At 70.7% G+C, this 26,263-nt stretch carries 26 protein-coding genes; 10 read left to right on the plus strand and 16 right to left on the minus strand.

Annotation, left to right across the window (positions count from 1 at the left end; genetic code table 11):
- Positions 1–43: 43 nt before the first annotated feature.
- Positions 44–2,380 carry a hypothetical protein gene (locus KOI47_RS10535; protein ID WP_216215792.1) on the plus strand — a complete coding sequence of 779 codons (2,337 nt, stop codon included), beginning with the start codon at positions 44–46 and terminating at the stop codon, positions 2,378–2,380.
- A 46-nt stretch (positions 2,381–2,426) separates the two neighbouring features.
- On the opposite strand, the gene mtnA is transcribed toward KOI47_RS10535, so the two are convergent.
- Positions 2,427–3,416 carry an S-methyl-5-thioribose-1-phosphate isomerase gene (gene mtnA, locus KOI47_RS10540; protein WP_216215793.1) on the minus strand — a complete coding sequence of 330 codons (990 nt, stop codon included), beginning with the start codon at positions 3,414–3,416 and terminating at the stop codon, positions 2,427–2,429.
- 75 nt (positions 3,417–3,491) lie between these two features.
- On the opposite strand from mtnA, the gene KOI47_RS10545 reads away from it, so the two are divergent.
- Positions 3,492–3,908 (plus strand): RidA family protein, encoded by a 417-nt coding sequence (locus tag KOI47_RS10545; protein ID WP_232376671.1) that lies wholly within the window; start codon positions 3,492–3,494, stop codon positions 3,906–3,908.
- Positions 3,909–3,915: 7 nt separating this feature from the next.
- Here KOI47_RS10545 and KOI47_RS10550 read toward each other — a convergent pair whose 3' ends face one another.
- Genes KOI47_RS10550 through KOI47_RS10560 form a run of 3 tightly spaced genes read right to left on the minus strand, consistent with a single transcriptional unit; the run spans position 3,916 to position 6,495 of the window.
- On the minus strand, positions 3,916–4,812 hold the full coding sequence (locus KOI47_RS10550) for an arginase family protein (protein WP_216215795.1): 897 nt from the start codon (positions 4,810–4,812) through the stop codon (positions 3,916–3,918).
- A complete protein-coding gene (locus KOI47_RS10555; RefSeq protein WP_232376672.1) occupies positions 4,809–5,585 on the minus strand; it encodes a class I SAM-dependent methyltransferase in 777 nt (258 codons plus the stop codon). Before KOI47_RS10555 ends, KOI47_RS10550 begins: the two co-directional genes overlap by 4 nt.
- Before the next feature lie 37 nt (positions 5,586–5,622).
- On the minus strand, positions 5,623–6,495 hold the full coding sequence (locus KOI47_RS10560) for an rRNA adenine N(6)-methyltransferase family protein (protein ID WP_232376673.1): 873 nt from the start codon (positions 6,493–6,495) through the stop codon (positions 5,623–5,625).
- A 319-nt stretch (positions 6,496–6,814) separates the two neighbouring features.
- On the opposite strand from KOI47_RS10560, the gene KOI47_RS10565 reads away from it, so the two are divergent.
- Positions 6,815–7,510: a M50 family metallopeptidase gene (locus KOI47_RS10565; protein WP_408629928.1), complete on the plus strand. Its 696-nt coding sequence runs from the start codon at positions 6,815–6,817 to the stop codon at positions 7,508–7,510.
- Between the two features lie 82 nt (positions 7,511–7,592).
- Positions 7,593–8,846: an aldehyde dehydrogenase family protein gene (locus KOI47_RS10570; RefSeq protein WP_216215797.1), complete on the plus strand. Its 1,254-nt coding sequence runs from the start codon at positions 7,593–7,595 to the stop codon at positions 8,844–8,846.
- Between the two features lie 11 nt (positions 8,847–8,857).
- Here KOI47_RS10570 and KOI47_RS10575 read toward each other — a convergent pair whose 3' ends face one another.
- The 5 genes from KOI47_RS10575 to ccrA form a co-directional block, all read right to left on the minus strand.
- Positions 8,858–10,105, minus strand: a complete 1,248-nt coding sequence (locus KOI47_RS10575) for an HNH endonuclease signature motif containing protein (protein WP_216215798.1) — start codon at positions 10,103–10,105, stop codon at positions 8,858–8,860.
- A 90-nt stretch (positions 10,106–10,195) separates the two neighbouring features.
- On the minus strand, positions 10,196–11,344 hold the full coding sequence (locus tag KOI47_RS10580; RefSeq protein ID WP_216215799.1) for an adenylate/guanylate cyclase domain-containing protein: 1,149 nt from the start codon (positions 11,342–11,344) through the stop codon (positions 10,196–10,198).
- A 5-nt stretch (positions 11,345–11,349) separates the two neighbouring features.
- Positions 11,350–11,799: a universal stress protein gene (locus tag KOI47_RS10585; protein ID WP_216215800.1), complete on the minus strand. Its 450-nt coding sequence runs from the start codon at positions 11,797–11,799 to the stop codon at positions 11,350–11,352.
- Positions 11,800–11,898: 99 nt separating this feature from the next.
- Positions 11,899–13,050: a coiled-coil domain-containing protein gene (locus tag KOI47_RS10590; protein ID WP_232376674.1), complete on the minus strand. Its 1,152-nt coding sequence runs from the start codon at positions 13,048–13,050 to the stop codon at positions 11,899–11,901.
- Positions 13,051–13,119: 69 nt separating this feature from the next.
- Entirely contained in the window at positions 13,120–14,466 is a 1,347-nt protein-coding gene (ccrA, locus tag KOI47_RS10595) for a crotonyl-CoA carboxylase/reductase (RefSeq protein ID WP_216215801.1), read from the minus strand.
- Between the two features lie 200 nt (positions 14,467–14,666).
- On the opposite strand from ccrA, the gene KOI47_RS10600 reads away from it, so the two are divergent.
- Together KOI47_RS10600 and KOI47_RS10605 are read left to right on the plus strand one after the other, a co-directional pair.
- Positions 14,667–15,038 carry an SPW repeat protein gene (locus tag KOI47_RS10600; RefSeq protein WP_216215802.1) on the plus strand — a complete coding sequence of 124 codons (372 nt, stop codon included), beginning with the start codon at positions 14,667–14,669 and terminating at the stop codon, positions 15,036–15,038.
- A gap of 82 nt (positions 15,039–15,120) precedes the next feature.
- Positions 15,121–15,741 carry a TetR/AcrR family transcriptional regulator gene (locus tag KOI47_RS10605; RefSeq protein ID WP_216215803.1) on the plus strand — a complete coding sequence of 207 codons (621 nt, stop codon included), beginning with the start codon at positions 15,121–15,123 and terminating at the stop codon, positions 15,739–15,741.
- Here KOI47_RS10605 and mce read toward each other — a convergent pair.
- Positions 15,738–16,184 (minus strand): methylmalonyl-CoA epimerase, encoded by a 447-nt coding sequence (gene mce, locus KOI47_RS10610; RefSeq protein WP_216215804.1) that lies wholly within the window; start codon positions 16,182–16,184, stop codon positions 15,738–15,740. The two genes, KOI47_RS10605 and mce, sit on opposite strands and share 4 nt — an antisense overlap.
- Positions 16,185–16,310: 126 nt before the next feature.
- On the opposite strand from mce, the gene KOI47_RS10615 reads away from it, so the two are divergent.
- Both KOI47_RS10615 and meaB read left to right on the plus strand, forming a co-directional pair.
- A complete protein-coding gene (locus tag KOI47_RS10615; protein ID WP_216215805.1) occupies positions 16,311–17,498 on the plus strand; it encodes an acetyl-CoA C-acetyltransferase in 1,188 nt (395 codons plus the stop codon).
- A 4-nt stretch (positions 17,499–17,502) separates the two neighbouring features.
- Complete coding sequence (gene meaB / locus KOI47_RS10620; RefSeq protein ID WP_216215806.1) at positions 17,503–18,468, plus strand: methylmalonyl Co-A mutase-associated GTPase MeaB; 966 nt, start codon at positions 17,503–17,505, stop codon at positions 18,466–18,468.
- A 104-nt stretch (positions 18,469–18,572) separates the two neighbouring features.
- Here the strand turns inward: meaB and pdxR are convergent, their stop codons facing one another.
- On the minus strand, positions 18,573–19,952 hold the full coding sequence (gene pdxR / locus KOI47_RS10625) for a MocR-like pyridoxine biosynthesis transcription factor PdxR (RefSeq protein ID WP_216215807.1): 1,380 nt from the start codon (positions 19,950–19,952) through the stop codon (positions 18,573–18,575).
- Positions 19,953–20,038: 86 nt separating this feature from the next.
- Here pdxR and KOI47_RS10630 point away from each other — a divergent pair, with 86 nt between their 5' ends.
- Positions 20,039–20,503 (plus strand): carboxymuconolactone decarboxylase family protein, encoded by a 465-nt coding sequence (locus KOI47_RS10630; protein WP_216215808.1) that lies wholly within the window; start codon positions 20,039–20,041, stop codon positions 20,501–20,503.
- The gene (locus KOI47_RS10635) at positions 20,500–21,243 is read left to right on the plus strand and encodes an isocitrate lyase/PEP mutase family protein (protein ID WP_216215809.1); all 744 of its coding nucleotides are present in this window, start codon (positions 20,500–20,502) and stop codon (positions 21,241–21,243) included. Before KOI47_RS10630 ends, KOI47_RS10635 begins: the two co-directional genes overlap by 4 nt.
- 54 nt (positions 21,244–21,297) lie before the next feature.
- Here the strand turns inward: KOI47_RS10635 and KOI47_RS10640 are convergent, their stop codons facing one another.
- From KOI47_RS10640 to KOI47_RS10660, 5 genes are read right to left on the minus strand one after another with little or no spacing between them, the layout of a single operon-like run.
- Entirely contained in the window at positions 21,298–22,281 is a 984-nt protein-coding gene (locus KOI47_RS10640) for an ABC transporter substrate-binding protein (protein WP_216215810.1), read from the minus strand.
- Between the two features lie 49 nt (positions 22,282–22,330).
- Positions 22,331–23,380, minus strand: a complete 1,050-nt coding sequence (locus KOI47_RS10645; RefSeq protein WP_216215811.1) for an ABC transporter permease — start codon at positions 23,378–23,380, stop codon at positions 22,331–22,333.
- Positions 23,377–24,144: an ATP-binding cassette domain-containing protein gene (locus KOI47_RS10650; RefSeq protein WP_216215812.1), complete on the minus strand. Its 768-nt coding sequence runs from the start codon at positions 24,142–24,144 to the stop codon at positions 23,377–23,379. Before KOI47_RS10650 ends, KOI47_RS10645 begins: the two co-directional genes overlap by 4 nt.
- The gene (locus KOI47_RS10655; RefSeq protein ID WP_216215813.1) at positions 24,137–25,183 is read right to left on the minus strand and encodes a class I mannose-6-phosphate isomerase; all 1,047 of its coding nucleotides are present in this window, start codon (positions 25,181–25,183) and stop codon (positions 24,137–24,139) included. The genes KOI47_RS10650 and KOI47_RS10655 overlap by 8 nt, the downstream gene beginning before the upstream one ends.
- The gene (locus tag KOI47_RS10660; protein WP_216217231.1) at positions 25,176–26,168 is read right to left on the minus strand and encodes a LacI family DNA-binding transcriptional regulator; all 993 of its coding nucleotides are present in this window, start codon (positions 26,166–26,168) and stop codon (positions 25,176–25,178) included. Before KOI47_RS10660 ends, KOI47_RS10655 begins: the two co-directional genes overlap by 8 nt.
- Between the last annotated feature and the right edge of the window lie 95 nt (positions 26,169–26,263).

The raw sequence follows: 26,263 nt of genomic DNA on the forward strand, positions 1-26,263 counted from the left end.
CCCTTCGGATCGACGGCCACGGGCGCTGGGCAGAATGACCGCCGTGAGCATCGGCGTAGCGAGACCTGTGGCCTGGAAGCGTCTGCTGGTACCCGGCGCGTGGACCATCGTCGTCATCGGGTGGATTGCGGCGCTGCTCACGACCGGTTCGGCGGCCGGGGATGTGGCGCTGTGGTTGCTCGCCATCGGGCTGGGCGTCCTGCTGCCTGGTGTCGCGCTCGTGCGCGCGGTCCGTCCCGGCACCGCGCCGCTGATCGAGGACCTCGGGTGGGGCGCGGCCGCCGGATGCCTGGTGGCCATGCTGGGCTGGGCGCTGGGCGTGGTCCTTCAGCTGAGCCTGCCGCCGTGGTTGTTCGGCCCGGTCATCGCCGGTGTTCTGGCCGCCGTACCGCGGACGCGCCATCGGGTGCTCGCCAAACCCGCGCCCGGTTGGGGACCTGCGGCGAACCTGACCATCGCCGGAGTCATGCTGGTGGTCGTCGGGTGGATGACCGTGGACTTCCTGCGGCTGCACCCGGTCGATCCCGGCCCATCGGGTAGTACCTACTACCCCGACATCGTTTTCCAGCTCGCCGTCGTAGGGCAGCTACGCCATTCCCTGGTGCTGGATTACCCGATGGTGGCCGGGGAGCTGTACTCCTACCAGTGGTTCCTGCACGCGGTACTGGCGCATCTGCTCGACGCGGGGGTAATGCCCTTCGACGGTGTGGCCAGGCTCGCCCCGGCCACGCTGATGCCCGCGGTGCTGCTGGTGGCGGCTGTCATCGCCGCCGGAATCGCCCGCCGCGTCGTGGCGGGACCGATTGCCGCCGCGCTCCTCGGCGTCGTCGGTACCACGGTCGCCACCTGGAGCGTGGGTGGCAGCGCTCCGGCCATGATCCAGACCTATTGGTGGGCAAGCATCTCCACGGCGTTCGGCTGGCTGGTCTCGTTACCGGTCGCGGGTTGTGCCGTGGCCATCCTGCGCCGCGACAGCTCCACGGCCCCGACCCTGCTGTTCCTGCCGTTCGCCGCGCTGGCCGCCGGTGCCAAATCGACCAACCTGGTCGTACTGCTCGGTGGAGCGCTGCTGGCCTTCGCTTTCGTGCTCATCCGGCGCCGGCCGCTCCGCCCAGCGTTCCTGGTCCTTTCGGCCGTGGGCGGCACCCTGCTGGCGGCGTTGTTCACCATTTACAGCGCGGGAGGCAACGGGCTGAGACTCGATCCGCTCGGCCGGTTCGAACACCTCGCCGTGCGGCTGTTTCCCGGTCTCGCCGGCGCGACCGACGACGCCGCTGCCCTCGCCATCCCGGACATCGCCCCGATCGCCGTACTCACCGCCGTCCTGCTCTACTTCCTGCCGGTGCTACCCAGGCTGCTCGGGTTCGTCTTCCTCGCCCGCTGGGAATGGCGGGATGCGGCCAGTTGGTTCCTGCTCGGCACCGTCCTCGCCGGGGCCGTCGGCATACTGGCGTTCCGCCATCCCGGACAGAGCGAGGGCTTCTTCTTCCGGTCCGCCTTTCCGGTGGGTGTACTCGCCTCGGCGTGGGGCCTCGCGCTGGTGGTCGAGCGGGTGCGGCGGCTGCCATGGGTACGATTGGCCGCGGCCGGGGCCGTCGCGGGGTTGCTGCTCTCGGTCTTGGTCGCCTTGGCGGTACCGGTGTCGCCGCTTCCGCACTGGGAAGAAGCCTTCGGGCACGCCCCGTCCGCAGGCGAGATGAGCCCGCTGCGTCAGGTCGCGCACTACCTGTTCCCGCTCGGTGTGCTCTTCCTGCCCCTGCTCGCCCTGACGGTCGCAGGCTTACTGGCCCGCGCGCGGAAGGTCCCGCTCGCCATCGTGACGATCGGCGCGATACTCGGGACCGGGTTGCTCAGCACCGGCTTCTACCTGACGGGCGCCGTCCCCACCTACAGCCAGACAAGTGTGGCGAGCGCCGCCGGCCTGCGTATCACCCGAGACGACATAGCGGCAGGCAACTGGCTGGCGCGGCACACCGCCCCCGAGGACGTACTGGCCACCAACCGGGTGTGCACCCAGGAGCAACCGACCGAGCAGCTGCCGGAGCCCTGCCAGGCCAAGACGTTCACGCTGTCCGCGCTCGCCGGGCGCACGGTGGAGGTCGCAGGCTGGGCGTACGCTTCACGGAACCTGGAGCGCGCGTGGGAGTCCACCGAGCGGTACACCATGCAGCCGTTCTGGGCACCGGAACGGCTGCGACGCGAGTTGCGGGCGTTCACCCATCCCAGCCGGGCGACCCTGCGCGCGCTGTCCGAAGCGGGCGTGCGCTGGCTGGTCGCGGACAAGCGTGGCGCCCCCACCGACAGGGCCGCCCTCGACCGCCTCGCGACCCGGCGGCTGACCCTGGAGACGGTGACGGTCTGGGAGTTGCCCGCGAGGTGAGGAGGACCGCCGCCGCGCGCTGCCGCGGGCGGGCTGCTGCTGGGGTTCAGCGGGAGGGTGCGGGATCCCGTACGCCGTGCTCGGTGACCACTGCGGTCACCAGGCCGGCCGGGGTGAGGTCGAAGGCGGGATTGAACACGGCCGCCCCTTCCGGGGTGACCCGCCGGTCCCCGAAGGTGGTCACCTCCTCGGCGGGTCGCTGTTCGATCTCGATCGCGGAGCCTTCCGGCAAGGATTGGTCCACAGTGGATTCCGGGGCGACCACGAGGAACGGAACCCGGTGCGCGGACGCGGCCAGCGCGAGGCCGTAGGTGCCGATCTTGTTCACCACGTCGCCGTTGGCCGCGATCCGGTCCGCGCCGACCAGCACGCAGTCGACCATGCCCTGCGCCATGGCCGTGGCGGCGGCGCCGTCCGGTAGCACCCGGTAGGCGATCCCGGCCTCGGCCAGCTCCCATGCGGTCAGTCGCGCCCCCTGCAGCAGTGGCCTGGTCTCGTCCACCAGCACCTCGCCGAGCGCGTCCCGCTCGGCCAGGTGCCACACCACGCCGAGTGCGGTACCCCAGGCCACGGTGGCGAGCCTGCCGCTGTTGCAGTGCGTGAGCAGCCGCAGCGGCCGCCGCCTGCAGCGCCGCAGCACCTCCTCGGCGGCATGGCCCGAGGCGAGCCGGTTGCCCCGCTCATCCTCGTCGAGCAGCTCCCGCGCCCTGGCCAGCACGGCCTCGGCACCCTCGGGCAGCGCCGCCAGCGCCTGCCGCACGCCCCAGCTCAGGTTGACCGCGGTGGGCCTGGCCTTGGCCAGCTGGTCGGCCGCGGCCCGTACCGATTCCTCGGTGGCCCCGGGAATCCGGGCGGCGAGGGCCGTGCCCAGCGCTCCGGCCGCGCCGAGGGCGGGCGCGCCCCGCACGGCGAGGCGCTGGATCGCCGCGATCAGCTCCGCCACCGTGCCCAGGCGCAGGATCCGGTGGGTATGCGGGAGCGAGCACTGATCCACGATGACGATCTCGCCGTCGTCCCAGTCGATGGTGCGCTGCACTGCGAGTCTCCTGATCGGTCGAGGGTTATCCGGTTGACGCCGGTGGCCCGCGGCGGTTGTATCGGAGCCGTGCCCGTGACCCGACACAACCCCACTGACCTGCACGCCACCTCCGGTTATCACCACGTCACCATCGTCGAGGGCCGGCGTCTGGTGCTGCTGGCCGGGCAGTGCCCGCTGGCCGCGGACGCCGACCCGGACTCCGCCGATGCCGTCACCGGTCCCGGCGACCTGGACGTCCAGATCGGTCAGGTGGCCACCAATACGTCTATCGCGTTGCGTGCCGCCGGCGCCACCCCGGCGGATGTGGTTCGTGCCGTGCTCTACGTCGCCAGCCCGGATCCGGCCGTACTCGGCACGGCATGGGACCGGTTCCTGGCCTCGCCGATCGGGCCCGCCTTCCACTCGGCGGGGACGGTGGTCGGCGTGACCTGCCTCGGCTACCCCGGGCAGCTGGTCGAGCTGGACGTCACCGCCGCGGTCGAGAGCTGACCCGCGCTCAGCGCGCGAAGGCTCGCTCGATGACCTCGGCCACCACCGCGGCCTGGCTGCCGTCGGGGTCCAGGTCCGGGTCGAACACGGTCAGCTCGAAGCCGACGGCGCCGGGAAGGTCCAGTAGCCCGCGCAACAGTGCCACCAGGGTGTCCACATCCAGCCCGCCGGGGTCCGGACTGTCCACTGCGGACACGATGGCGGGGTCCAGCACGTCGATGTCGACATGGACCCAGAAGCCGTCCAGGCCGGGGCGGGTGAGCGTTTCGGTGGCCAGTGCCAGCGCTTCCGCGGTGCCGGCGGCCATGATCCGCTGGCTGGGCACGCCCCGGATGCCCGCGGCGGCGGTCTCCACCGACTCCTCCTCGCGGGCACCGAGCAGCACCACATCGGAGTCGGCCACATAGGGCCGCAACCCGTCCAGGTCGGTCAGCTCGGCCGCGCCCCGCCCGGTGGCCAGTGCGAGGCACTCGCCCGCGGCCGCCGAGCCCGCGGTCGGCGCGATCCCGGGGTGGCGGAAGTCGTCGTGCCCGTCCAGATAGGCAAGGCCGTAGCGGCCCCTGCGGCGCAGGGCGAGTGCGGCACCCAGCACGATCGAGCAGTCCCCGCCCAGTACCACGGGGAAACCGTTGCGCCCGTGGATACGGTCGATCCGCGCGGCCAGTCGCCTGCTGTACTCGGCGATACCCGCGGCGTTGCGCACGCCGTGGCCCTGTTCCCATGCCGGGTGGTAGCGGGCCGGGGTGAGTACCCCGGCCTCGGTGGCGCCGAGCCTGCGCAGCAGGTCGTTGTCCCGCAACGCCCCCGGCGCCTTGTAGCAGCCGGGAACCGTGCCATCGGCGGGTGGCCGCAGGCCGAGGTTCGACGGGGCGTCCAGCAGCATCAGCTCGCGTCCCGCGTTCATCGCGGCGCCCCGGCGGTACCGGCCACGACCTGGGTCACCCCGGCGTGGTGCTCGGTGATCTGGGTGAACCCGCGGGCCCGGAGCCGGTCCGCTATCTCCCCACGGTCGAACATCCGGATCCCGGTGACGAAGCCGAACCCGTCGGATACCACCCGCGCCGGCAGCCACGGGTGCCGCGCGCTGGTGAAGATCGCCACCCTGCCGCCGGGTCGCAGCGTCGCGGCGAACGAGTCCAGGGCGGCCTCCGGGTCGGCGAACAGGTGCAGTGCCGCGAAGCAGCAGATTGCGTCCACTGTGGATGATTGGAACGGGAGTGCGGTGGCGTCGGCACGGACGAACGCCACCGATTCCGGAAGGTTCTCCGCCGCTACGGCCCTGCCGAGCATCTGCCGCGAACCGTCCAGCCCGATGGCGAGGCCGTCGGTGCCGACGGCCTCGCCGAAGGCGCGGGTGAACCGGCCGGTGCCGCAGGCTACGTCCAGCACCGTCTTTCCCGGTGCGAGCGCGAGCAGTTCGGTGGCCATGGTGACCTCGCCCGCCATGCTCGGCCCGCGGAAACCTTTGGCCGCGGCACCGAACGCGGGGCGCCAGTAGCGTTCGTACACCCTGGTCACCGCCTCGATACGCATCAGCCGTTGGGCCAGCCCGGTTGGCGGCCCGGCCTGGGCTGCCCCGCCAAGCAGATCGACGATGCCGCTGTCCGGTTCCGGCCCGGAGACCGGTTCGGCCAGCAACTCCAGCAGTCGCGACCGGGCACGAGGGTTCGTCGGCACCTTCCGCTCCTTTCGGTTCGCTGCCGGCCAGTATGCGTCATGATCGCCCCCGGCGTCTGCGTCCCGGCGCGGTACGGTCGGCGGCGCGAAGCTCCCGGGGCAACCTCGGCCAGTGCAGCGCGGGATCCGCGGCGAGCCGCCGCGCGAGTGCCGCCCACCGCCGGGCGGGCACCGTGCCAGCCGGTTCGTTCGGCGAGATCCCGCAGGCCTGCAACGGGCCACGGATCTTGCGCCCGGCGAGTGCCGCCGCGACCGCGGTGCGTGCCGGGCCGCGCGGATCCCGGTAGGCGGCGCCGAGCAGTGTCCACAGCGCCGTTTCGGCCCGCAGGCCGAGGTTGCGGCCGCGGATGGCGAGCACGGCCGAGTCCACGCTTGGCACCGGCCGGAAGCAGCGGGCCGGGACCCTGCGGACGAGTTCGAGCTCGAACCGGGCCGCCCACCATGCCTGTTCCCGGTTGCGTGGCACGGTACGGGCCAGCCGCTTGGCGAAGCCCCATTCCACGATCAACGCGGCCCGCCGCAGCGGGGTCGGGCAGGGGTGCAGCAGCCTGCGCAGCAATGCGGAGGACACCGCGTACGGGATACTCGCCACCACGGCGAACTCCTTGCGTGGCAACGGAACGGTGCGCAGGTCGTCGGTCACCACCCGGAGGTTGTGGTGACCGTCCAGCCGGTTGCTGAGTTTGCGGGCGAAGGCGGGATCGCGTTCCACGGCGATCACCTTCGCCCCGGTCCGCACCAGGGGAGCGGTGATGGCGCCTGGTCCCGCGCCGAGATCGAGCACCAGATCGGCCGGGCCGACCGGGCAGGATTCGAGCAGGCTGTGCACGACCTCGCGGGCGGCGAGGAAATGCACCCCGGACGGGTTCGGCGCGGTCGGAAAGGAAGAGGAGAGCCCTGAACTGGGCATGGTTCGACTCCACGTCATGAGCGAGGGAGCGCGCGGAGAAACGCGCGCATGGACGGTCATGACGCAGCGGCCGAAGCCGGTAAGGAAGAAAGAGACGGCCGACGCCCGAACCTAGCGAGAAAGAGGAGGCGTCAGCGGTCGAGAAGAATCAGTCAGCCGCTGCGTTCAGGCGAGCCGCAGCCGGGGCCGCGCGTACGCCACGCAGAAGCAGGACAATGTTCCCATGGCCCCACCGTAACACAGGGACACCCGTCCCCGCGGTCGCAGGCGAACCGGCATGTGGTGAGCTGCACACGTGGAGCAGACCGACGAGGACGGAATCTGGAAGCTGTTCGAAACGCAGCCGGAAACCTCGGTGTCCATCGTGGCGGTGACCGGTGCGGCGGCGTTGCTGCTGGTGCTGTCCGGCTCGCCGTGGCGGCTGGCGCGCCATGTCGTGACCATCGTGCACGAGGCAGGGCATGCGCTGGTGGCCGTCCTGGTCGGCCGCCGGTTGCGGGGCATCCGGTTGCATTCGGACACCTCCGGCGTGACCGTGTCGCGGGGCAAGCCAAGCGGCCCCGGCATGGTGCTCACCACGCTGGCAGGCTATCCGGCACCCGCCCTGCTGGGGGTGCTGTTCGCGGTGCTGCTGTCCTCTGGCTGGATGGCCATCCTGCTCGGTATCGCGGCGGCGTTGCTGCTGGGCGTGCTGGTGATGGTGCGCAACGCCTACGGGGTGTTCGCCGTGGTGGCCTCCGCGGCGGTGCTGGCCGGGGTCGCGCTGCTCGCTCCGCCGGCCGTGCAGGCCGCGTTCGTCTACGTGATGACCTGGTTCCTGTTGTTCGGCGGGATACGTCCGGTGTTCGAACTGCAGCTCAAGCGCCGCCGGGGGGCCGCAAGGGACTCCGATGCCGACCAGCTGGCACGGTTGACCGGGGTGCCAGCGGCCCTGTGGGTGCTGATCCTCGCGGTGCTCACGGTGACCTGCCTGATCGTGGGTGGAAGCCTGCTGATCGAACCCGTCGCGCGCTGAGACCGGCTGCACGGCCAGGCCGCCATTGCGGCACACTGGGACCCCGCGAGGCAGTTGGACGGGGCGAGAAGGGCACTGTGTGGTGAACGACCCGGTGAACGAGGACGTGGCCAAGGCGGTCGAGGAGTGCGCACGCGCGGCCAAGGCGGCCGCGCCCTCCCTGGCCACGGCGGGTGACCAGGCCATTGACGCCACGCTGAACGGGATGGCCGAGCGGTTGCTGTCCGGCAGGGAGGCCGTGCTGGAGGCCAATGCCGCGGATATCAGCAGGGCCCACGCCGAGGGGATGAGCGCCGGGTTGCTGGACCGGCTGACCATCACCGAGCAGCGGCTCACCGGGATGGCCGAGCAACTGCGGCTGCTCGCCGCCGCCTCCCATCCGCAGCGCAGCATCCCGCTGTCCGAGCTGGATGGCGGTCTGCGGCTGGTTGAGCGCAGGCGCCCGGTCGGCGTGATCGGGGCGAACTACGAGGCGCGCCCGAATGTCACCGTGGACGTGGCCTCGCAGCTGGTGAAGTCCCGCAACGCGGGAGTCCTGCGGACCGGCTCTGCCGCGCTGGAGTCCGCGCAGAAGCTGCTGGAGGTGGTGGTCGCCCCCGCGCTGGCCGAGGCCGGGATCGAGCCCGAGGTGGTGCAGCTGGTGCCGAGGGTGGAGCGGGAGGCCGCCGCGGCCCTGGTGAGCCTGCCGGCGCTGGTGCCGCTGGTGATCCTGCGGGGCAGCGGGGACAGCACGAGGTCGCTGGCCACCGAGGCCGCAACCCACGGCGTCCGTACCCTGGCCCACGCCGACGGCGGCGGGGTGCTGTACGTGGACTCGGCCGCCGACCCCGGCGTGGTGCGCGCCCTGGTGGACACCAGCCTGGACCGGCTGGGCGTGTGCAACCGGCTGAACCTGCTGCTGATCCACGCCGAGGTCTACGACGAGATCTGGCCGGTGGTGTCCGAGGCACTGGCCGAGCGCGAGGTCCGGCCGTCCCTGCCCCCACACGAGCACCCGATCGGCTACGAGTGGGCCCTGGACTCCGAGAGTGAGGCGACCGTGACCGTGGCGCGGGTCGCCAGCCTCACCGAGGCCGTCACCATCGCCAACGAGAGCACCTCCGGCCTCGCCGCAGGTATCGCCACCGAGGACGCCACCGCCGCCGAGGCCTTCTTCGACAGCTACCAGGGCACGGGCGTGTTCTGGAACGCCCCCACCCGGCTGCTCGACGGTTTCAAGCTGCGTGGCGTCCCGGAGACCGGGATCAACCTGGACAAGGTCCCTGGCCCACGCGGCCCGGTCACCTACACCGACCTGTACGTACGCCAGTACGCCGTGCTCCCCGCCGATCGCTGATCGCGCGCGGTTCATTCCGCACCCCCTTGGTGGTGGAGGAGGTTGCGTCTGGGTCTTCGTTCCGGATCGAGGAAGGCCGGGGGTAGGAATTCGGGTAGTCCGTTGCGTATGCGCATTGACCAGTCGGTGTGGTGGATGAGGTTGTGGTGGTACCAGCACAGCAGGGTGAGGTTGTGTAGGGCGGTGGGTCCTCCGAGGGCCCAGGGGATGACGTGGTGGGCTTGGCATTGTTTGGGTTTTCTGCGGCAGCCGGGGAAGGTGCATCCGCGGTCGCGCAGGATCAAGGCTCTGCGGATGGCGAGGGGTACGGTGCGGGTGCGTTGTCCGATGTCGAGGATCTCGCCTTTGCCGCCCAGCACCGCGGGCACGACATACGCGTCGCAGGCCATGCGCCGGATTTGGGCGGCGGAGTAGGACTCCTGCCCGTGTAGTAGCCCGTATCCGGTGCCGTGCTTCAAGTCTTCGAGGGTGATGGTCACCATGACGGTGAAGGGTTCGCCCGCCTCGGTGGGTCCTTCTTCGGGGCATCCGGCCGCGACGCGCAGCACGTCGGCGAATGCGTCCCCCTGGCGTTGGTACGTGCTCCGGCGGTCGGGTTCGTCTGTGGTGCTGGAGGGTTTGGCGCGGGGTTCGATCAGCCCGGTCAGTACCGCCGCGGTTTCGGCGTCGAGGTCGAAGGTGCCGCGGAGTCGTCCGCCGCGGGTTTGTCGCCAGTCCAGGGAGCGTTCCGGCCGGGCGAGTTCGTCTTCGGTGGGTGGGGTGCCGTCCTGGTCCAGCCGGGCCAGGATCTCCCGGCCCAGGGTGGTGATGGTGTGGGGTTCGTACTCCCGCGCGGCCTTGGTCAGCAGCGCTTCGGCGTGTTCCCGGTCGGGCAGGCTGACGGGTTGGGGGAAGCGGGTGATGGTGGCGCGGATGGTCTCGATGTGCTCGGGCCCGATCGCGCCTTCGGCCGCGGCGGCGCCGACCTCGGGGAGGTCGGGTTCCAAAGGTATGCCGCCCGGGCCGTGCCGCCGCACCACCGCCCGCGCATGCGCGACCCGTTGGCGGGCGTCATACGGGTTGACCCGCAGGATCTCCCGGGTCAAGGTCGGCAGGTCGCGGTAGCCCTTCTGGTTCGCGGTGCCGCGCCCGTCCAACTCGGCCAGGACCGCCAACTCGCGGGCATACAGAGCTCGCCGCTGCTGTTCGAGGTCGCCCAGCGCGGTCAGGAGTTCCTCCTCGCTCATGCGGGAGGTGTCGGTGCCGAAGGTCCTGGTCACAACCCCAGACTACCGCGTAATCGCTCATGTGTTCGATACACGATCGGGTGAAAGGGCCAGCACGCGGGGTGGGTCGAATGCCGGCGCGGGTCAGCGGCGCCTGCGGCGGCGGGGGCGTGGGGTTGGCCGTGCCGGGCGGGCGGCGCCGGGAGCGTCCGCGGTGGAAGCCTCGTCCGCCACCTTCGGCCGGGCGAGACCGAGCAACTCGGCGGTGAGCTGCTGGCCGCTGGCGAAGCCGCCGGAACCTCCGCGTGCCCTGCGCAGGGCGGAGGGGCGCAGCCGGTTGTAGCCACGAACCGAAACCGGGCGCTTGCTGCGTAGCTCGTAAGCCGCGTTGCCGGTGAGGGCGTCGGTCATCGTCCGGTCCACCAGGATGGTGCCGGGGCGGGCCAGTGAGGTCAGCCGGGCGGCGAGGTTCACCACCGAGCCGTACACGTCACCGAACCTGCTCAGGATCCGGCCGCTGGCCAGGCCGGCGCGCACCGGTGGCAGTTCCTCGTCGGCGCTGGTGCGTTCGGTCAGCGTGAGCGCGATCTCGGCGCCGTCCGCCGGGGTATCGGCGACGAACAGCACCTCGTCGCCGATCATTTTCACCACCCGGCCATGGTGTTCGGCGATCACTTCGGCCGCCACCGCCTCGAAGCGGTCCAGGATGTCGCTGAGCTCGGCCTCGTCGATCTTCCTGGTCAGCCGGGTGTAGCCGACCATGTCGACGAACCCGACCACCTCGGTCCGGGTTTCCAGGTTCTCGCCGGGCGCGGCCAGGGCCCGGCCGGCGTAGGCGGCGAGGTGGCGGCGCCAGACGAAGGTCTGCACCCGCTCCAGCTCGGGCAGCAGCTGGTCCACCAGCCTGGCGATCTGGCGCTCGTTACGCCGAAGATCCTCGTTCTCCAGGATCATGTTCCACAGCAGGTCCACCTGCCATTCCGCCAGCCGGGACAGGTGCTGGCCGAGCGCACGGGTCACCGATGCTTCCACCGCGGGGTCGATCAGGCCCGCCTCGATCAGCCCGTCGGCGATCCGCACGGCCTCCACATCGGCGTCGGTGAACACCACCTCGTCATCGGGCACGGTGGCGAACCCCAGCGCACGCCACAGTCTGCGGGAGCGCTCCTCGGGCACCCCGGACTTCTCGGCCACCTGCAACCGCGTGTACTTGCGCCTGCCGCCGAGCAGGATTCGTTCCAGCCGCTGCTGCAGCTCACCCGCGTCCGGCTCGACGTCACGCTCCTCGGCCATGCGGTTCAGGTGGTGTGCACGATCAGCACGTCCACGCCGGACTTGCGAGCCACCTCGGAGGGCACCGAGCCGAGGATGCGGCCGGCGAGGGTGTTCAGGCCCCGGTTGCCCACCACGAGCAGGTCGGCCGAGTGGTCGGTCACCACCTTGCGCAACGACTCCACCGGCTCGCCAACCACCGGCACCGTCTCGACCTTGGTGGCGCCCGCCCGCGCCGCCCGGTCCCGCGCGCTCTGCAGGGTGTCCTCCGCCGGCGCGGAACCGACCACCTGGTATGCCTCATCCCGCAGGACGTCCTGCGCCTTCTCCACATCCTGCTTGCTCGCCGGGTAGTAGGCGCAGGCGATGACCAGCGTCGCCCCGGAGTCGGCGGCTACGCTGGCCGCCCGGTCCACGGCGTTGAACGATGAGTCGGAACCGTCGGTACCGACGACCACGGTCTGATAGGCGGCCATCCGAATCCTCCAGCGAAGCTGCTCGAGCGGGGTTGAATGGGACATGCACGAGGTGCAGAGGCGACAGTAACGCCACCGCCGTCCGCGCGCAGCCCTAACCTACTCGTGAGTTACGTTCGGCTTGGGTTTCGGTTGCGGCTGTGACGTCCCCGGCGACTCGCCGTTAGTGCGACTACCGGCGGTGACCGGTTGCTGCTCCGAAGTGTCCGAGTGCTCGGCCGCCTCCTCGCGTTCCTCAGGTAGCGGTTCCACGATCGGTCCGGCGTTGCCGAGCGCGGCATCGGCCTCGGCCAGCATCGACCGCGCGCCCTGCACCTGCTCGGCGATGGCGTTGCGCAGCTTGCGCAGCGCCTCCACCCGCTCGGTGGCGTGGTTGATCTTGCGGTTCGCCTCCTCGGTGGCCTCCCGGACCCGGCGGCGTGCCTCGTCGGCGGCCTCCGCGACCCGCGCGTTCGCCTCGCTGATCGAGTTCTGCTTGCGCTGGTTGGCATCCGCGACCGACTCGCGCTGCCGCCGGTCGATATCCGCCTTGGCGGCCGCCTCCTCCTCGGCGACCTTGGCCCGGATCGCGGCCGCCTCGTCGGTGGCCTCGCGAACTCGTCGCTCGGCCTCGGCCTTGCTGGTCGCCTCCTGCTCGGCGAGCACCCGCATGGCCTCGTTGCGCCGAGTGGCCATGGCCATCTCGAAGTCCTCTTCGACCTGAGTGCGGCGCTGTTCGGCCTCCTCGTCGAGCCGATCCCGCTCGGCCTTGGCCTTGCTGGTGATCGACTCGGCTTCGGCACGCGCGTCCTCGAGCACCTTGCGGTGTTCGGCCTCCATCGCCTTGCGCCGGTCGGAGAGTTCGGTCAGCAGTTCCTCGTACCGAGCGCGCATCGCGCTGGCGTCGCTTTCCGCCTTGGCGCGGATGTGCCCGGCCTCGGCCTCGGCGCGGGCCCGGGTGTCGGCGGCCTCGTCCTGCGCCAGCCGCAGCATCCGCTGCAGCCGCTCGGACAAGCCTTCCAATGTGGTGGGTGGCTGCGCGAGGCGTTCGACCTGACCGCGCAGGTCGTCGATCTCCCCGCGCGCGGCCTCGAGCTGCCGGGCCAGGTCACCGGCCTGCGAAATGGCGGCATCCCGGTCCTGGGCGAGCATCTTCAGGTCGCTGTCCAACCGTTCCAGATGCTCGTCCACCTGAACTTTGTCGTAGCCGCGCTTCGCGAGATCGAAGCCGGCTCCCAGCGGTACGAGCTCCCGTTCTTCGCCAAGGCTCATGGGCCCAGCCTAGCCGCAACCACACGCGGCTCTGTGGCACACGTCCGCAGCCGCGTGGTTTTACCGGAATCACACGCCGCGGAAGGTGTTGATCCGCTCCAGATGCTTCGTGCGCAGTTCGTGATCGCGCACGCCGAGACCTTCCTCGGGGGAAAGGCAGAGCACGCCGACCTTGCCCTGGTGCGCGTTGCGATGGACGTCCAGTGCGGCCTGGCCGGTCTGCTCGAGCGGGTAGGTCCTTGACAGCGTGGGATGAATCCGGCCCTTGGCGATGAGCCGGTTGGCCTCCCAGGACTCCCGGTAGTTGGCGAAATGCGAGCCGATGATCCGTTTCAGGTTCATCCACAGGTAGCGGTTGTCGAACTGGTGCAGATATCCGGAGGTTGAGGCGCAGCTGACGATCGTGCCGCCCTTGCGGGTCGCGTACACCGAGGCGCCGAAGGTCTCCCTTCCCGGATGCTCGAACACGATGTCCGGGTCCTCGCCACCGGTGAGCTCCCTGATCTTGGCGCCGAACCGCTGCCATTCCTTGGGGTCCTGAGTGTGCTCGTCCTTCCAGAACCGGTAACCCTCGGCGTTGCGGTCGATGATCAGTTCCGCGCCGAGCCTGCGGCACAGCTCGGCCTTCTCCGCACTGGACACCACGCACACCGGGATCGCGCCCCCGGCCAGCGCGAACTGGGTGGCGTAGGAGCCGAGGCCGCCGGAGGCGCCCCAGATCAGCACCACATCGCCCTGTTTCATATCGGCGCCGTTGCGGGAGACCAGCTGCCGGTAGGCCGTGGAGTTCACCAGGCCGGGGCAGGCCGCCTCCTCCCAGGTCAGGTGGGCGGGCTTTGGCATCAGCTGGTTGGTCTTGACCAGGGACACCTCGGCGAGCCCGCCGAAGTTCGTCTCGAACCCCCAGATCCGCTGCTCGGAGTCGAGCATCGTGTCGTTGTGCCCGTCCGGGCCCTCCAGGTCCACGTCGAGGCAGTGCGCGACCACCTCGTCACCCGGCTTCCATTTCTGCACCCCGGGCCCGGTGCGCAGCACCACGCCGGACAGGTCCGAGCCGACCACGTGGTACGGCAGGTCGTGCCGCGCGGCCAGCGGGGAGATCCGGCCGTAGCGCTTGAGGAACTTGAAGGTGGGCAGCGGCTCGAAGATCGAGGTCCACACCGTGTTGTAGTTGATCGCACTGGCCATCACGGCGACCAGTGCCTCGCCGGGTCCCAGTTCGGGGGTGGGCACCTCGTCCACGTGCAGGGACTTGCGCGGGTCCTTGTCCGCGCTGGCCATGCCCGCGAACATCTCGGCCTCATCGGCGTGCACGGTGACCCCGCGATAGCTCGCGGGCAGCTCGAGCGAGCCGATCGCGTCGAGCTGGTCGGTCAGGATGGCTTGCCGGATCTCACTCAACGCCTGCTGGGACATCGGGACCTCCGCGGGAATGGGGGCGGACTCGGCGGACTGGGGCCTTAAATTACTGACGAGTAACGAGGAGCACAACTCCGCGAGTCAATCTCACATTTCACCCGCGCCAGCGTTTGACCGGCTGGCCAATCAAGGCGGAGAATGCAGGTGGGACCGCGAAACGCGCGGCTCACGGAGTGACTCCCTCGGAGGTGATCACGATGGCCGAGACTTCGGCACGTCCATGGACGCGGCCCTACGACTGGGCTGAGGTGGTACTCGGCGTGGTGGCGGTGCTGACCCCGCTGTGGATGGAGACCAACACCGCCGCGATGTGGACGCTGATCGTCCTTGGCGCGCTGGTGGCTCTCGATGGCCTCGCATCACTGGCGATGCCCGGGATGGTGTACGGCGAAGGTATTCAAATCGTCCTCGGCGTCTTACTCTTCATCTCGCCGTGGGTGATGGGCTACGCCGAGATGACCGGAGCCGCATGGACGTCCTGGATCATCGGTGTGCTGACCGTCGTGGCCGGGGCCATCGCGCTGCCGATGGCGAATGCGGCGCACGGTCGCACGGCAGGCCAGCACTGAGTTCATCCAGCACTGAGTTCGACAGGCTCGGGCCCACGACGGTTACCGTTGTGGGCCCGAACGTACGAGAAGGAGCAAGCCGGTGGCGAGGTCGAAGGGGTCGAAGGAGGACCCGTCGGCACGGGAGCGCATCCTGGTCGCCGCCGAGGAGCTGTTCGCAAGGTCCGGCTTCGAGGCGACACCGACCTCCCGGATCGCCGAGCGTGCCGGGGTACCCAAGGGTCTGGTCCATTACTACTTCCGTCGTAAGTCGGACCTGTTGACGGCGCTGGTCGAACGGTTGCCGGACGAGCGGATCGAGCCGGCCAGGGTCGTGGTGCCGGGCGATATCGCGGAGAGCCTGCGCAGGCTGGTCGCCGAACTGGACCGCAGGCTGTCCGCCTCCAGGATGTTGTCCCATCTGCTGTGGCGGGAGGCCGATACGCATCGCGCGGTGCGGGACGCGCTGCAGGCGCGCTTCACGGTGCTGGTGCACCAGGTGCGCTCGGTGATCACCGCCGCGGGCGCCGGCGGGCTCGCGCTCGCCGACGTGGAAAGCGCATCCGGGCTGCTGGCCCGTGCGGTGAGCTACCGCCACTCGGTGGCAAGGCATGGTGAGGATGCCGGCCCCGATCTGATGGAACGGGAGCTCGCGTTCATCGCCGAGGCCCTCTCCGGGCGCGGTGGGCCACGCGGCGATGTGCCTTCTCAGAACATGGCCTAGTGCTCCCCTGCCGCGGGTTCGACCAGCTCGATGAGCACGCCGCCTGCGTCCTTCGGGTGCACGAAGTTCACCCTGCTGTTCGCGGTGCCGCGCCGTGGCTCGTCGTACAGCAGGCGCAGGCCCTGCTCCCGCAACGCCGCCGAGGCCTGTTCCAGATCGGTGACCCGGTAGGCGAGCTGCTGCAGGCCGGGCCCCTTGTTGTCCAGGAACTTCGCGATCGTCGAATCCGGCCGCAGCGGGGCGAGCAACTGCACCGCGGGGCCGTCGGTGTCACCGGGAGCGTGCAGCATCGCCTCGCGGACGCCCTGCTCCTCGTTCACCTCGGTGTGCGTGGCCGCAAGGCCGAAGGTGGTGGCATAGAAGTCGATCGCGGCATCGAGGTCCGCGACGGCCACACCGACATGGTCGATGGTGGTGACGAACGACCGCCAGTTGCTACTCATGCCGAGCAGGGTAGGCCGTCGGTCACCCGTCGTGCCTCGTGCGCCCCCTCACAGTGTTCGATTCAGTCCCGCATACTGGGCGGTATCGTTTCCGCGTTGGTCCCGCAACGAGGCTTGGAGGCTGTCGTGTCCGGTTCCGTGCTCCTTGGCGCCGCCCGTACCCCGATCGGCCGGTTGCTCGGCTCGCTCAAGGACTTCACCGGTGCCCAGCTCGGCGGGTTCGCCATCAAGGCCGCGCTGGAGCGGGCGGGAGTCGCCCCGGAGGCGGTGCAGTACACGATCATGGGCCAGGTGCTCACCGCGGGCGTGGGGCAGATACCGGCCCGGCAGGCCGCGGTGGCCGCTGGCATCCCGATGGGCGTCCCCGCCCTGACCGTGAACAAGGTCTGCCTCTCCGGCCTCGACGCCATCGCGCTCGCCGACCAGCTCATCCGCGCCGGTGAGTTCGACCTGGTGGTGGCGGGCGGCCAGGAGTCGATGACCCAGGCACCGCACCTGCTGCCGAAGTCCCGCGTCGGCTTCAAGTACGGCGACACCACCCTGATCGACCACATGGCCCACGACGGCCTGTTCTGCGCCTTCGACCAGGTGGCCATGGGCGCCTCCACGGAGAAGTACAACAGCCGCTACGGCCTCACCAGGGCCGAGCAGGACGAGTTCGCCGCCCGCTCGCACCAGCGCGCGGCCGCGGCGATCGAGTCCGGCCGGTTCGCCGAGGAGATCGTCGAGGTGGAGATCCCGCAGCGGAAGAAGGACCCGATCGTCTTCGGCACGGACGAGGGGGTGCGCGCGGACACCACCGCCGAGGGGCTCGCCGCGCTGCGCCCCGCGTTCGCCGCGGACGGCACCATCACCGCGGGCTCGGCCTCGCAGATCTCCGATGGCGCCGCGGCCGTGGTGGTGGCCAGCAAGGCCAAGGCCGAGGAACTGGGAATCACCCCGCTGGCCGAGATCGGCGCGCACGGGGTGGTCGCCGGGCCGGACGCCAGCCTGCACGAGCAGCCCGCGAACGCGGTGCGGGCCGCGCTGGGCAAGGCGAAGCTGGAGCCGAGCGCGCTGGACCTCGTGGAGATCAACGAGGCGTTCGCCGCGGTCGGGCTGGTCTCCACCAGGGAGCTCGGCGTCGACCCGGAACTGGTCAACGTGAACGGGGGAGCGATCGCCCTCGGCCACCCGATCGGCGCCTCCGGGGCCCGGCTGGCCGTGCACCTTGCCTACGAGCTGCGCAGGCGTGGCGGCGGCCTTGGCGCTGCGGCCCTGTGCGGCGGCGGTGGCCAGGGTGACGCGCTGCTGCTCAGCGTGCCGAAGAACTGACCCCGTGCCGGTTCCGCTCGACGTCGAGGGACTGGTCGGCCAGGCCACCGAAGGCAGCCCGCGCGCCGTTGCCCGGCTGATCTCGCTGGTCGAGGACGCGCATCCGCAACTGCGCGAGGTCGCGCGGGCCCTGGTGCCGCACACCGGGCGGGCGCAGCTGGTCGGGCTCACCGGTCCGCCGGGGGTTGGCAAGTCCACCACCACCTCGATGTTGATCTCCGCGCTGCGCGCGCAGGGCAAGCGGGTGGGTGTGCTCGCGATCGACCCCTCCTCGCCGTTCTCCGGCGGCGCCCTGCTCGGGGACCGGGTCCGGATGGCCGAGCACGCCACCGACGGCGGGGTGTTCATCCGCTCGATGGCCACCCGCGGGCACCTTGGCGGGCTGTCCTGGGCGACCCCGCAGGCGGTGCGCGTACTGGACGCGGCGGGGTTCGACATCGTGCTGATCGAGACCGTCGGGGTCGGACAGTCCGAAGTGGACGTCGTGCGGCTCGCGGACACCACGGTGGTGCTGCTCGCGCCGGGGATGGGAGACGGGATCCAGGCGGCCAAGGCAGGTGTGCTGGAGATCGCCGATGTGTTCGTGGTGAACAAGGCCGACCGCGATGGCGCCGACACCACCGTGCGCGAGCTGAAGCAGATGATCGCGATGAGCAGGCGGGAGGTGCCAGGACACTCCTGGCGCCAGCCGATCCTGCGCACGGTGGCCGCCAGGGGTGAGGGGGCCGCCGAGGTGACCGGCGCACTGGCCGAACACCGCGAGTGGCTGGACTCGCGCGGTGAACTGCACCGGCGGCGCGCCACCAGGGCCGCGGGCGAGATCGAGGCGATCGCGCTGCACGCCCTGCGCACCGAGCTGGGTGACCTGCACGGCGGCGACCTGCTTGCCGAACTGGCCGACCAGGTGGTCCGGGGCGGGCTCGACCCCTACGCTGCCGCCGACCGGCTCACCCACAATCTGCGCGGATAAACCCCAGCTCACCCGGCGTGTTTGCCGCCCACGCGCGCGTGTTTGCCCGCCACGCGCACGCGTTGGCTGTCCACATGCACGAGTTGGCCGTTCCCGTACGCCGCTCACCCGAACACCTCGGCCAGGGTGCCGAGCAGGGCGTCCACGGTCGGGCCGAAGGCGTGCTCGGCGGGGGCCGCGTAACCGAGGATGAGCCCCTGTGGGTGGTCGCCGGGACGCATCCAGTTCCAGCCCAGCGTCTCCAGCTCCAGCTCGTGCCTGCCGGCAGCCGCGCGTACCCGCTCCTCGTCCGGGCCGCCCGCGGGCAGCATCAGCACCAGGTGCAGGCCCGCGGGGATGCCGGTGGGCCGCAGGTATCCGGGAACGGCCGCCAGCAGGCGGTCGCGGCGGGCGCGGTAGCTCGCCCGTAGCCGTCGCACATGCTGGTCATAGCCGCCGGAGTCCAGCAGGTCGGCGAGAACCAGCTGGTCCAGCGCCGAAGGACGCCAGCCGGTGGCCGCCATCGCCGCCCGCACCGGCTCGACCAGCGCGCGGGGGAGGACCAGCCAGGCGAGCCGCAGCCCGGGGGCCAGCGTCTTGCTGGCCGTGCCCGCGTAGACGATCCGTTCCGGGGCCAGCGCCTGCATCGCGCCCACCGGCTGCCGGTCGAGGCGGAACTCGCCGTCGTAGTCGTCCTCGATCACCAGCCCACCGGCGGTGCTCGCCCACCTGGCGAGCTCGGCCCGCCGCGGTGGCGCGAGGGTCATGCCGAGCGGATACTGGTGCGCCGGCGTCACCACCACCGCGGGAGAGTCCAGTTCGGACACCCGGACTCCGGACTCGTCCACCCCGACCCCGGTCACCACGGCGCCCGCGTTCGCGGCCACCGAGCGGAAGATCGGCAGCGAGGGGTCCTCGAACGCCAGCTCCGGCTCACCGCGCTCGCGCAGCACGGTGGCGAGCAGCCAGATCGCGTGCGAGTGACCCGCGCACACCACGATCCGGTCCGGGTCGGCCAGCACGCCCCTGCTGCGGGCGAGATACCGGGCCAGCGCGGCGCGCAGCTGGTACTGGCCACGTTCCTCGACATAACCCAGCGCGTCGGCGGGGGCCCGGCGCAGCACCCGCCGGGTCGCCGTGCTCCAGAGCGAGCGCGGGAACGCCGAGAGATCGGGCCGCCCCGGCTGCAGGGTCCACCTGGCGGGCGGGGCGGCCCCGGCACCGCGGGGCGGCGAACTCGGCCGCTCACCGGTGGTGGCCACCCTGGTCGGTGCGCCCTGGCTACTGCGCAGGTAGCCCTCGGCGACCAGTTGCTCGTACACCCGCGTCACCGTGCCGCGGGCCACGCCGAGGTCGCGGGCCAGTGCCCTGGTGGAGGGCAGGGCCTCGCCGTGCCGCAACCGGCCGCCCTGGATGGCCGAGCGCAGGGCCGCGGTCAGCCCTTCCCGCCCGGACTCCGGGGACCAGTCCAGATGCAGATCCTTGCCCGGGGAGGAGCCGGTCATGAGTCCGTATCCTAGCCGGAACTGGACCACGAGTTCGGTGCTCGACTGGACCATGGTCGTGGACCAGTCATGGTTACCGTGGGGACGTGAGCACACGAATCCAACTCAGTCCGGCCCTCCCGGGGGCCTTCAAGGAACTGCGCGCCGCGGACCAGACGGTGGCCAAGGCCGCGGCCGACGCCGGGCTCGACCAGGGCCTGCTGGAGCTGGTCCGGATCAGGGCCTCGCAGCTCAACGGCTGCGCCTTCTGCCTGGACGCGCATGCCAGGGACGCCCGCGAGGCGGGGGAGAGCGACCGCCGGATCGTCATGCTGGCCGCGTGGTGGGAAACCAAGCTCTACACCGAGCAGGAACGGGCCGCGCTGGCGCTGACCGACGCGATGACCCGGCTGGCGCAGACCCAGGACGTTCCGGACGAGGTCTACGAGCAGGCCACCGCGGTGTTCACCGAGCAGCAGTACGCCGCCATCGCCTGGGCGATCGCGCTGATCAACACGCTGAACCGGCTGGGCGTGACCAGCCGTAAGGACCTTCCGGAGGCAGGCTGGTGACCGCCGCGCGGTTGCGGGAGCTGCATGTGCCAGGTAAGCCGCTGGTGCTGCCGAACGCCTGGACCGCCGATACCGCACAACTGGTCGCGGCAGCCGGGTTCCCGGTGGTCGCGACCAGCTCGGTCGCCGTGGCCGCGGCATTGGGTTACCGGGACGGCGGGCAGGCGCCCGCAACGGAGATGTTCGCCGCCGCGGCGCGTATCGTGCGCGCGGTCGACGTTCCGGTCACGGTGGACGCCGAATCCGGGTACGGCATGCCCCCGGCGGAACTGGCCGACCGGTTGCTCGACATCGGGGCCTCCGGGTGCAACATCGAGGACACCGACCATCTGCGGGGCGTACTCCGGTCACCCGATGCGCAGGCGAAGCTGATCGGCTCGGTGCGCAAGCACGCTGGCGACGCGCTGGTGCTGAACGCGCGTATCGACCTGTTCCTCCAGGCCGAGGACGAGCAGGCCGTGCTGGCGGACGCGATCGAGCGGGCCCGCGGCTACCTCGCGGCGGGCGCCGACTGTGTCTATCCGATCCACATCCGTTCGCCTGAGGTGCTCGCAGCCTTCGTCGAGGCCGTGCATCCGGCACCGGTGAACGCCGCCTACCTGCCCGGCGGCCCGGATCTCGCCGAGCTGGCACGGCTGGGGGTAGCCAGGATCTCACTCGGCGGCGGGCTGTGGCATGCCGCCCGATCCTGGCTCGAAGATGCCCTGACCACGATCGCCAGGGGCACCGTGCCGTACTGAACGGCGGGGTCGTGCGCCTCGGCACGCACGACCGCACGCACGACCCCGCCGCACTCAGCACTGCTGCTTGTAGAAGTACTCCTCGTTGGCCGCCATGTTCTCCTGGGTCAGCGCGTGCAGGTCGGCGGTGATCTTGCGTTCCACCGGCTTGCCCTCGATCGCGGCCACCGCCTGCTCGACGCCCTGCCTGCCGATCGCGGCCGGGTCCTGCGCGATCAGCGCCTGGAACTCGCCCTTGCGCAGGCCGTCCACCTCGGACGGGCTGGCGTCGAAGCCGACCAGGTTGACCTCGCCGATCTTGCCCGCGTTGCGCAGGCCGGTGGCGGCCCCCTCGCCGGTGTTCAGGTTGGTGGCGAAGATGCCGATCAGGTCCGGATGCGCCGAGATCGCCGCGGTCACCTCACCGGCCGCCTCAGCGGGCTCGTTGTCGGTGAACTGGACGCCGATGGACGTCAGGTTCGGGTGGTTCTTCAGCTCCTCCTCGAAACCCGCCGCCCGCTCGTTCGTGGTTGAGGTGCCCGCGATGGTGTCCAGCACCAGCACCGAGCCGGACTCCTCGCCGACCAGCTCGGCCAGGGTGCGCGCGGCGAGCCTGCCGCCCTCGGTGTTGTCCGAGGAGATCGAGGAGGCGGCCACCGACTCGTCGGCCAGCGCGGTGTCCACCTCGACGATCTTCGAGCCCTTGCTCTTCACCTGCTGGATCGGCGCCTTCATCGCGTTCTCGTCGGTCGGCGCGATGATCAGCGCGCCCGGCGGGTCGCCGATCAGCGCGTTGACCTTCTCGGTCTGCAGCGTCGCGTCGAACTTGGCTGGCTCCTGGGTGGTCAGCTCGTAGCCCGCCTGCTCGGCCGCGGCCTCCGCGCCGCAGCGCAGCGAGATGTAGAACGGCTCGTTCTGCGTTCCGGTGACCAGCACCAGGTTCTTGTTGTCGGTCTGCTCCGCGTCCCCACCGGTGTCCCCGACCTGGCCGCCGCAGCCCGCCAGCAGTGCCGCCGTGGCCAGCAGGGCCCCGGTCCTGGTGAGCGATGACTTCTTCATAGTGACCTCATTTGTTCCGTAGACATCGTTGTCATCCCCCGGAAAAATCTCACCGGCTGTTGCGGGCCCGCCTGCGCTGCTGGTCGAACCAGACCGCGGCGATCAACACCGCGCCGAGCGCGATCTGCTGCCAGAAGTCCTGCACCCCGACGATGTTGAAACCCTTGGTCAGCACGGCCGGGATGAACACCCCGATCACCGTGCCGATCATCGAGCCGACCCCGCCGAACAGGCTGGTGCCGCCGAGCACCACGGCGGAGATCGCGTCCAGGTTGTCCAGCGTGTGCGCGGCGATGGTGGTGGAGGCGTAGTAGGCAAGGGACATGAACCCGGCGATCCCGGCGAGGAACCCGGTCAGCAGGTAGACCGTGAGCAGGTGCCGGGTGACCCCGATCCCGGAACGGCGGGCAGCCTCGCGGTTGGAGCCGATCGCGTAGGTGTAGCGGCCGTAGCGGGTGGTGTGCAGCAGCCAGGCACCGGCCACCGTGATGATCACCGCGACCAGCACGATGTTCGGCACCACCCCCAGCGAGGTGCCGTAGCCCAGCGTCTGGTTCAGCTCCCTTGGCACCGTGTTGATGTCCGAGCCGCCGTTGAGCAGGTTCGCCGCACCTAGCGCGGCCCCCATCGTGCCCAGGGTGACGATCAGCGGCGGGATCCCGGCTATCGCCACCAGGAAGCCGTTGAGCAGACCCCAGGCCGCACCGGCCAGCACACCGGTGGCCAGCCCGGCACTGATCACGCCCCAGCCCGCCTCGGTGGCGTCACCGCCGGGGCTCAGCCACTCCATGGTCTTGGCGGCGACCATCCCGGAGAAGATCAGCACCGAGCCGACCGAGAGGTCGATGCCGGCCGTGGTGATCACGAACGTCATCCCCACCGCGAGCACCAGCAGTACCGAGGTCTCGATCAGCAGCAGCTGCGCGTTCTGGAAGGTGGGGAAGACGTCCGGCCGGAGCAGGCTGAACACCACCAGCAGGGCGAGCAGCACCAGGAAGATCCAGAACGTGTTGCTGGACAGCAGCCTGGTGCGCAGCGAGCGTTTGCCGATACCGGGGAACTCGTCCACTGTGGGCGGGACATCCTTCGTGCTGGTCACGCTGCTTCCTCCTGCGTGAGCGCGCCGGTCATGGCGGCGACGAGATCCTCGAGCTTGGTGTCCTTCGCGGTGAACCGCGCCACCCGCGCGCCGAGGCGCAGCACCTCGACCCGGTCCGCGACCGAGAGCACCTCGGGCATGTTGTGGCTGATCAGCACCACCGCGATCCCCTCGTCCCGCACCCTGCGGACCACGTCCAGCACTCGTTCCCGCTGGAGCACGCCCAGCGCCGCGGTGGGCTCGTCCATGAACACCACCTTGCTGGCCCACACCACCGAGCGGGCCACCGCCACGCTCTGCCGCTGCCCACCGGACAGCGAGCCGATCGGCACATCGGTGTTCTGCAGGGTCACGCCCAGCCGGGCGAACTCCTGCACGGCCCGCCTGCGCATCTCCGCCTTGTCCAGCATGCCGAGCCTGCCGAGTAGCCCCTTGCGATACAGCTCCCTGCCGAGGAAGAGGTTCGCAGCGGGATCAAGCTCCGGGGCCACCGCCAGGTCCTGGTAGACCGTCTCGATGCCGAGGCCACGAGCCGCCGTCGGCGAGTCCAGTTCGATCTCGGCACCGTCCAGCAGGATGCTGCCGGAGTCCGGTTGCTCCGCGCCGGAGAGACATTTGACCAATGTGGACTTACCGGCGCCGTTGTCCCCGATCAGCGCGGTCACCTCACCGGGTCTGGCCTGGAACGAGGCGCCGCGCAGGGCCTCGACGGAACCGTAGGTCTTGACCAGGTCCCTGGCCTCCAGCAAGCCGTTGTCAGGCATCGGTTTTCTCCTTACCCGGTGCGGGTGGGCGGCAGCGGATCACCGTCAGGTCACCCTCCACCTCGGTCTGTCCGGCACCGTGCGGAACGACCAGGGTGTCGCCCTTCGCCAGCTCGTGCTTGCCCCCGTTCTCGGTACGCAGCACCCCGTTTCCTTCCAGCACCACCAGCACCGCGAACGAGGGGTCGAGGGCGAGCGCGCCGCGCGGCCGGAGCTGCTCGGCCCGGAAGTAGCGGGAAGCCCCGTCCGCCAGCAGGTTCACCGTGGGCTCCTGTGCGGCATCGGTGTGCCGGATCAGCGTGTCCAGCCGCTGCTCGTCCCAGGCCGAGGTGTCCAGCGCCTCGATCGCGGTGGCGAACCCTAGCCCGAGGTGTCCCTTCTCCGGGCTGGCGAGGAAGTCCCGCCACTCCAGGGTGAGGGAGAAGTCGGTCGGCTGCTGCAGCTCCACCACGAACACCCCGGCACCGATGGCGTGCGGCAGCCCCGCAGGGACGTACACCGTGTCGCCCGGCCGGACCGGCACGCTGTTCAGCGCGCCGAGCATGGCGGGCGCGTCCTGGGTGCGCACCCAGTCCTCGATCTCCGCGGCACTGTGCGACCGCCGGAACCCGGCGTGCACCCGCGGGTCCCCACCGGAGGTTCCGATCACGATCCAGGCCTCGGCCTTGCCGAAATGCGAGTCGAAATGCCGCCGGGCGAAGGCGTCCGACGGGTGGAAGTGCACCGGCAGCCGTTGTCCTGCGTCCAGCAGTTTCACCAGCAGTGCCGTGGAGCCCGCGAAGGCGGCGGCGTGTTCGGCCCCCAGCCAGCCCCGCGGGTCGGCGCGGACGGCGTCGCGCAGCCAGCGGCCGTCGGGCAGCAGGCTCAGTCCCGCCGTCTCCTGGCCGAACAGGGTGGTGGTGGAAGCGACCCAGTCCTCCGGCCCGAAGGCACCAGGGTCGCCGTCCGCGGCGCGCAGCGCGGCGATCGACTCGCCGCCCCGATAGAACTGCGGCGGCTGGTTCGCCGGAAGGGCAACCGGTTCAAGGGAACTACGCACTCGGCCGCACCTCGCCGGAACCGCGGGCTACCAGACGCACGGGCAGGACTACCTTTCTCGGGGTGGACTGATCTCCTTGCAGGCGGGCGAACAGCAGCTCGGCCGCCGACTCGCCGAGTGCGCTGACGTCGTGCGCGATCACCGTGACCGGCGGGTCGAGCAGGTCGGCGAGTTCGAAGTCGTCGAAACCGACCACCGCGGGGCGCGGGCCCCCGGTGTGTGCGAGTGCGCGCAGCAGGTGCACGGTGGCCCGGTTGTTGCCTGCCACCACCGCGGTGGCGGCGTCCGGACCCTCGAGCAGGCGGTGCACCGCCTCGCCGACGTTCTGCTCGGTGGGCGTGCGCATGATCACCAGCCGCTCGTCGAACGGGATCCCGGCGCGCGCGCAGCCCTCCCGGAAACCGCGCAGGCGCTCACTCGCGGTGAAGATGTTCGGGCTGTCGGCGAGGAAGGCGATCCGGCGGTGGCCGAAGGAGGCGAGATGGGTGACCGCCTCCACGGTGCCGCCGAGGTTGTCCACCAGCACGGTGTCGGCGACGATGTCGCCAGCGGGCCGGTCGATGAACACGACCGGGGTCCCCGCGCGCATCTCCGGCACCAGGTAGCCGTGCTGCATCCCGGCGGGGACGATCAGCATGCCGTCCACCCTGCGCGAGCAGAACTCCAGCGCCAGCTCCCGCTCGCGGTCGCGGTTCTCGTCGGAGGACCCGGTGAGCACCTGCCTGCCGAACGCGGCGGCGGTGCGTTCCACGGCCCGGTTCAGCTCGGAGTAGAAGGGGTTGCCCACATCCTCGACGATCAGCCCCACCGTGCCGGTGGTGGAGCCCCGGCGCAGGTTGCGGGCACCAAGGTTGCGCCGGAACCCGAGCTGCTCGATGGCCGCGATGACCCGCTCCGCGGTGTCCGGGTGCACCGCGGGCTCGTCGTTGACCACCCGGGACACCGTCTTGATGCTGACCCCGGCCAGCCTGGCCACATCGCTCATCGTCGCCCGGCGGCTCATCGACTTCTGCGGCTTCTGCGCGCCGGAGCGGTCATTCCTAGACAACGTTGTCATAGTGGCGGAGATTGCACACCAGC

The sequence above is a fragment of the Amycolatopsis aidingensis genome (assembly GCF_018885265.1).
Taxonomy (GTDB): domain Bacteria; phylum Actinomycetota; class Actinomycetes; order Mycobacteriales; family Pseudonocardiaceae; genus Amycolatopsis; species Amycolatopsis aidingensis.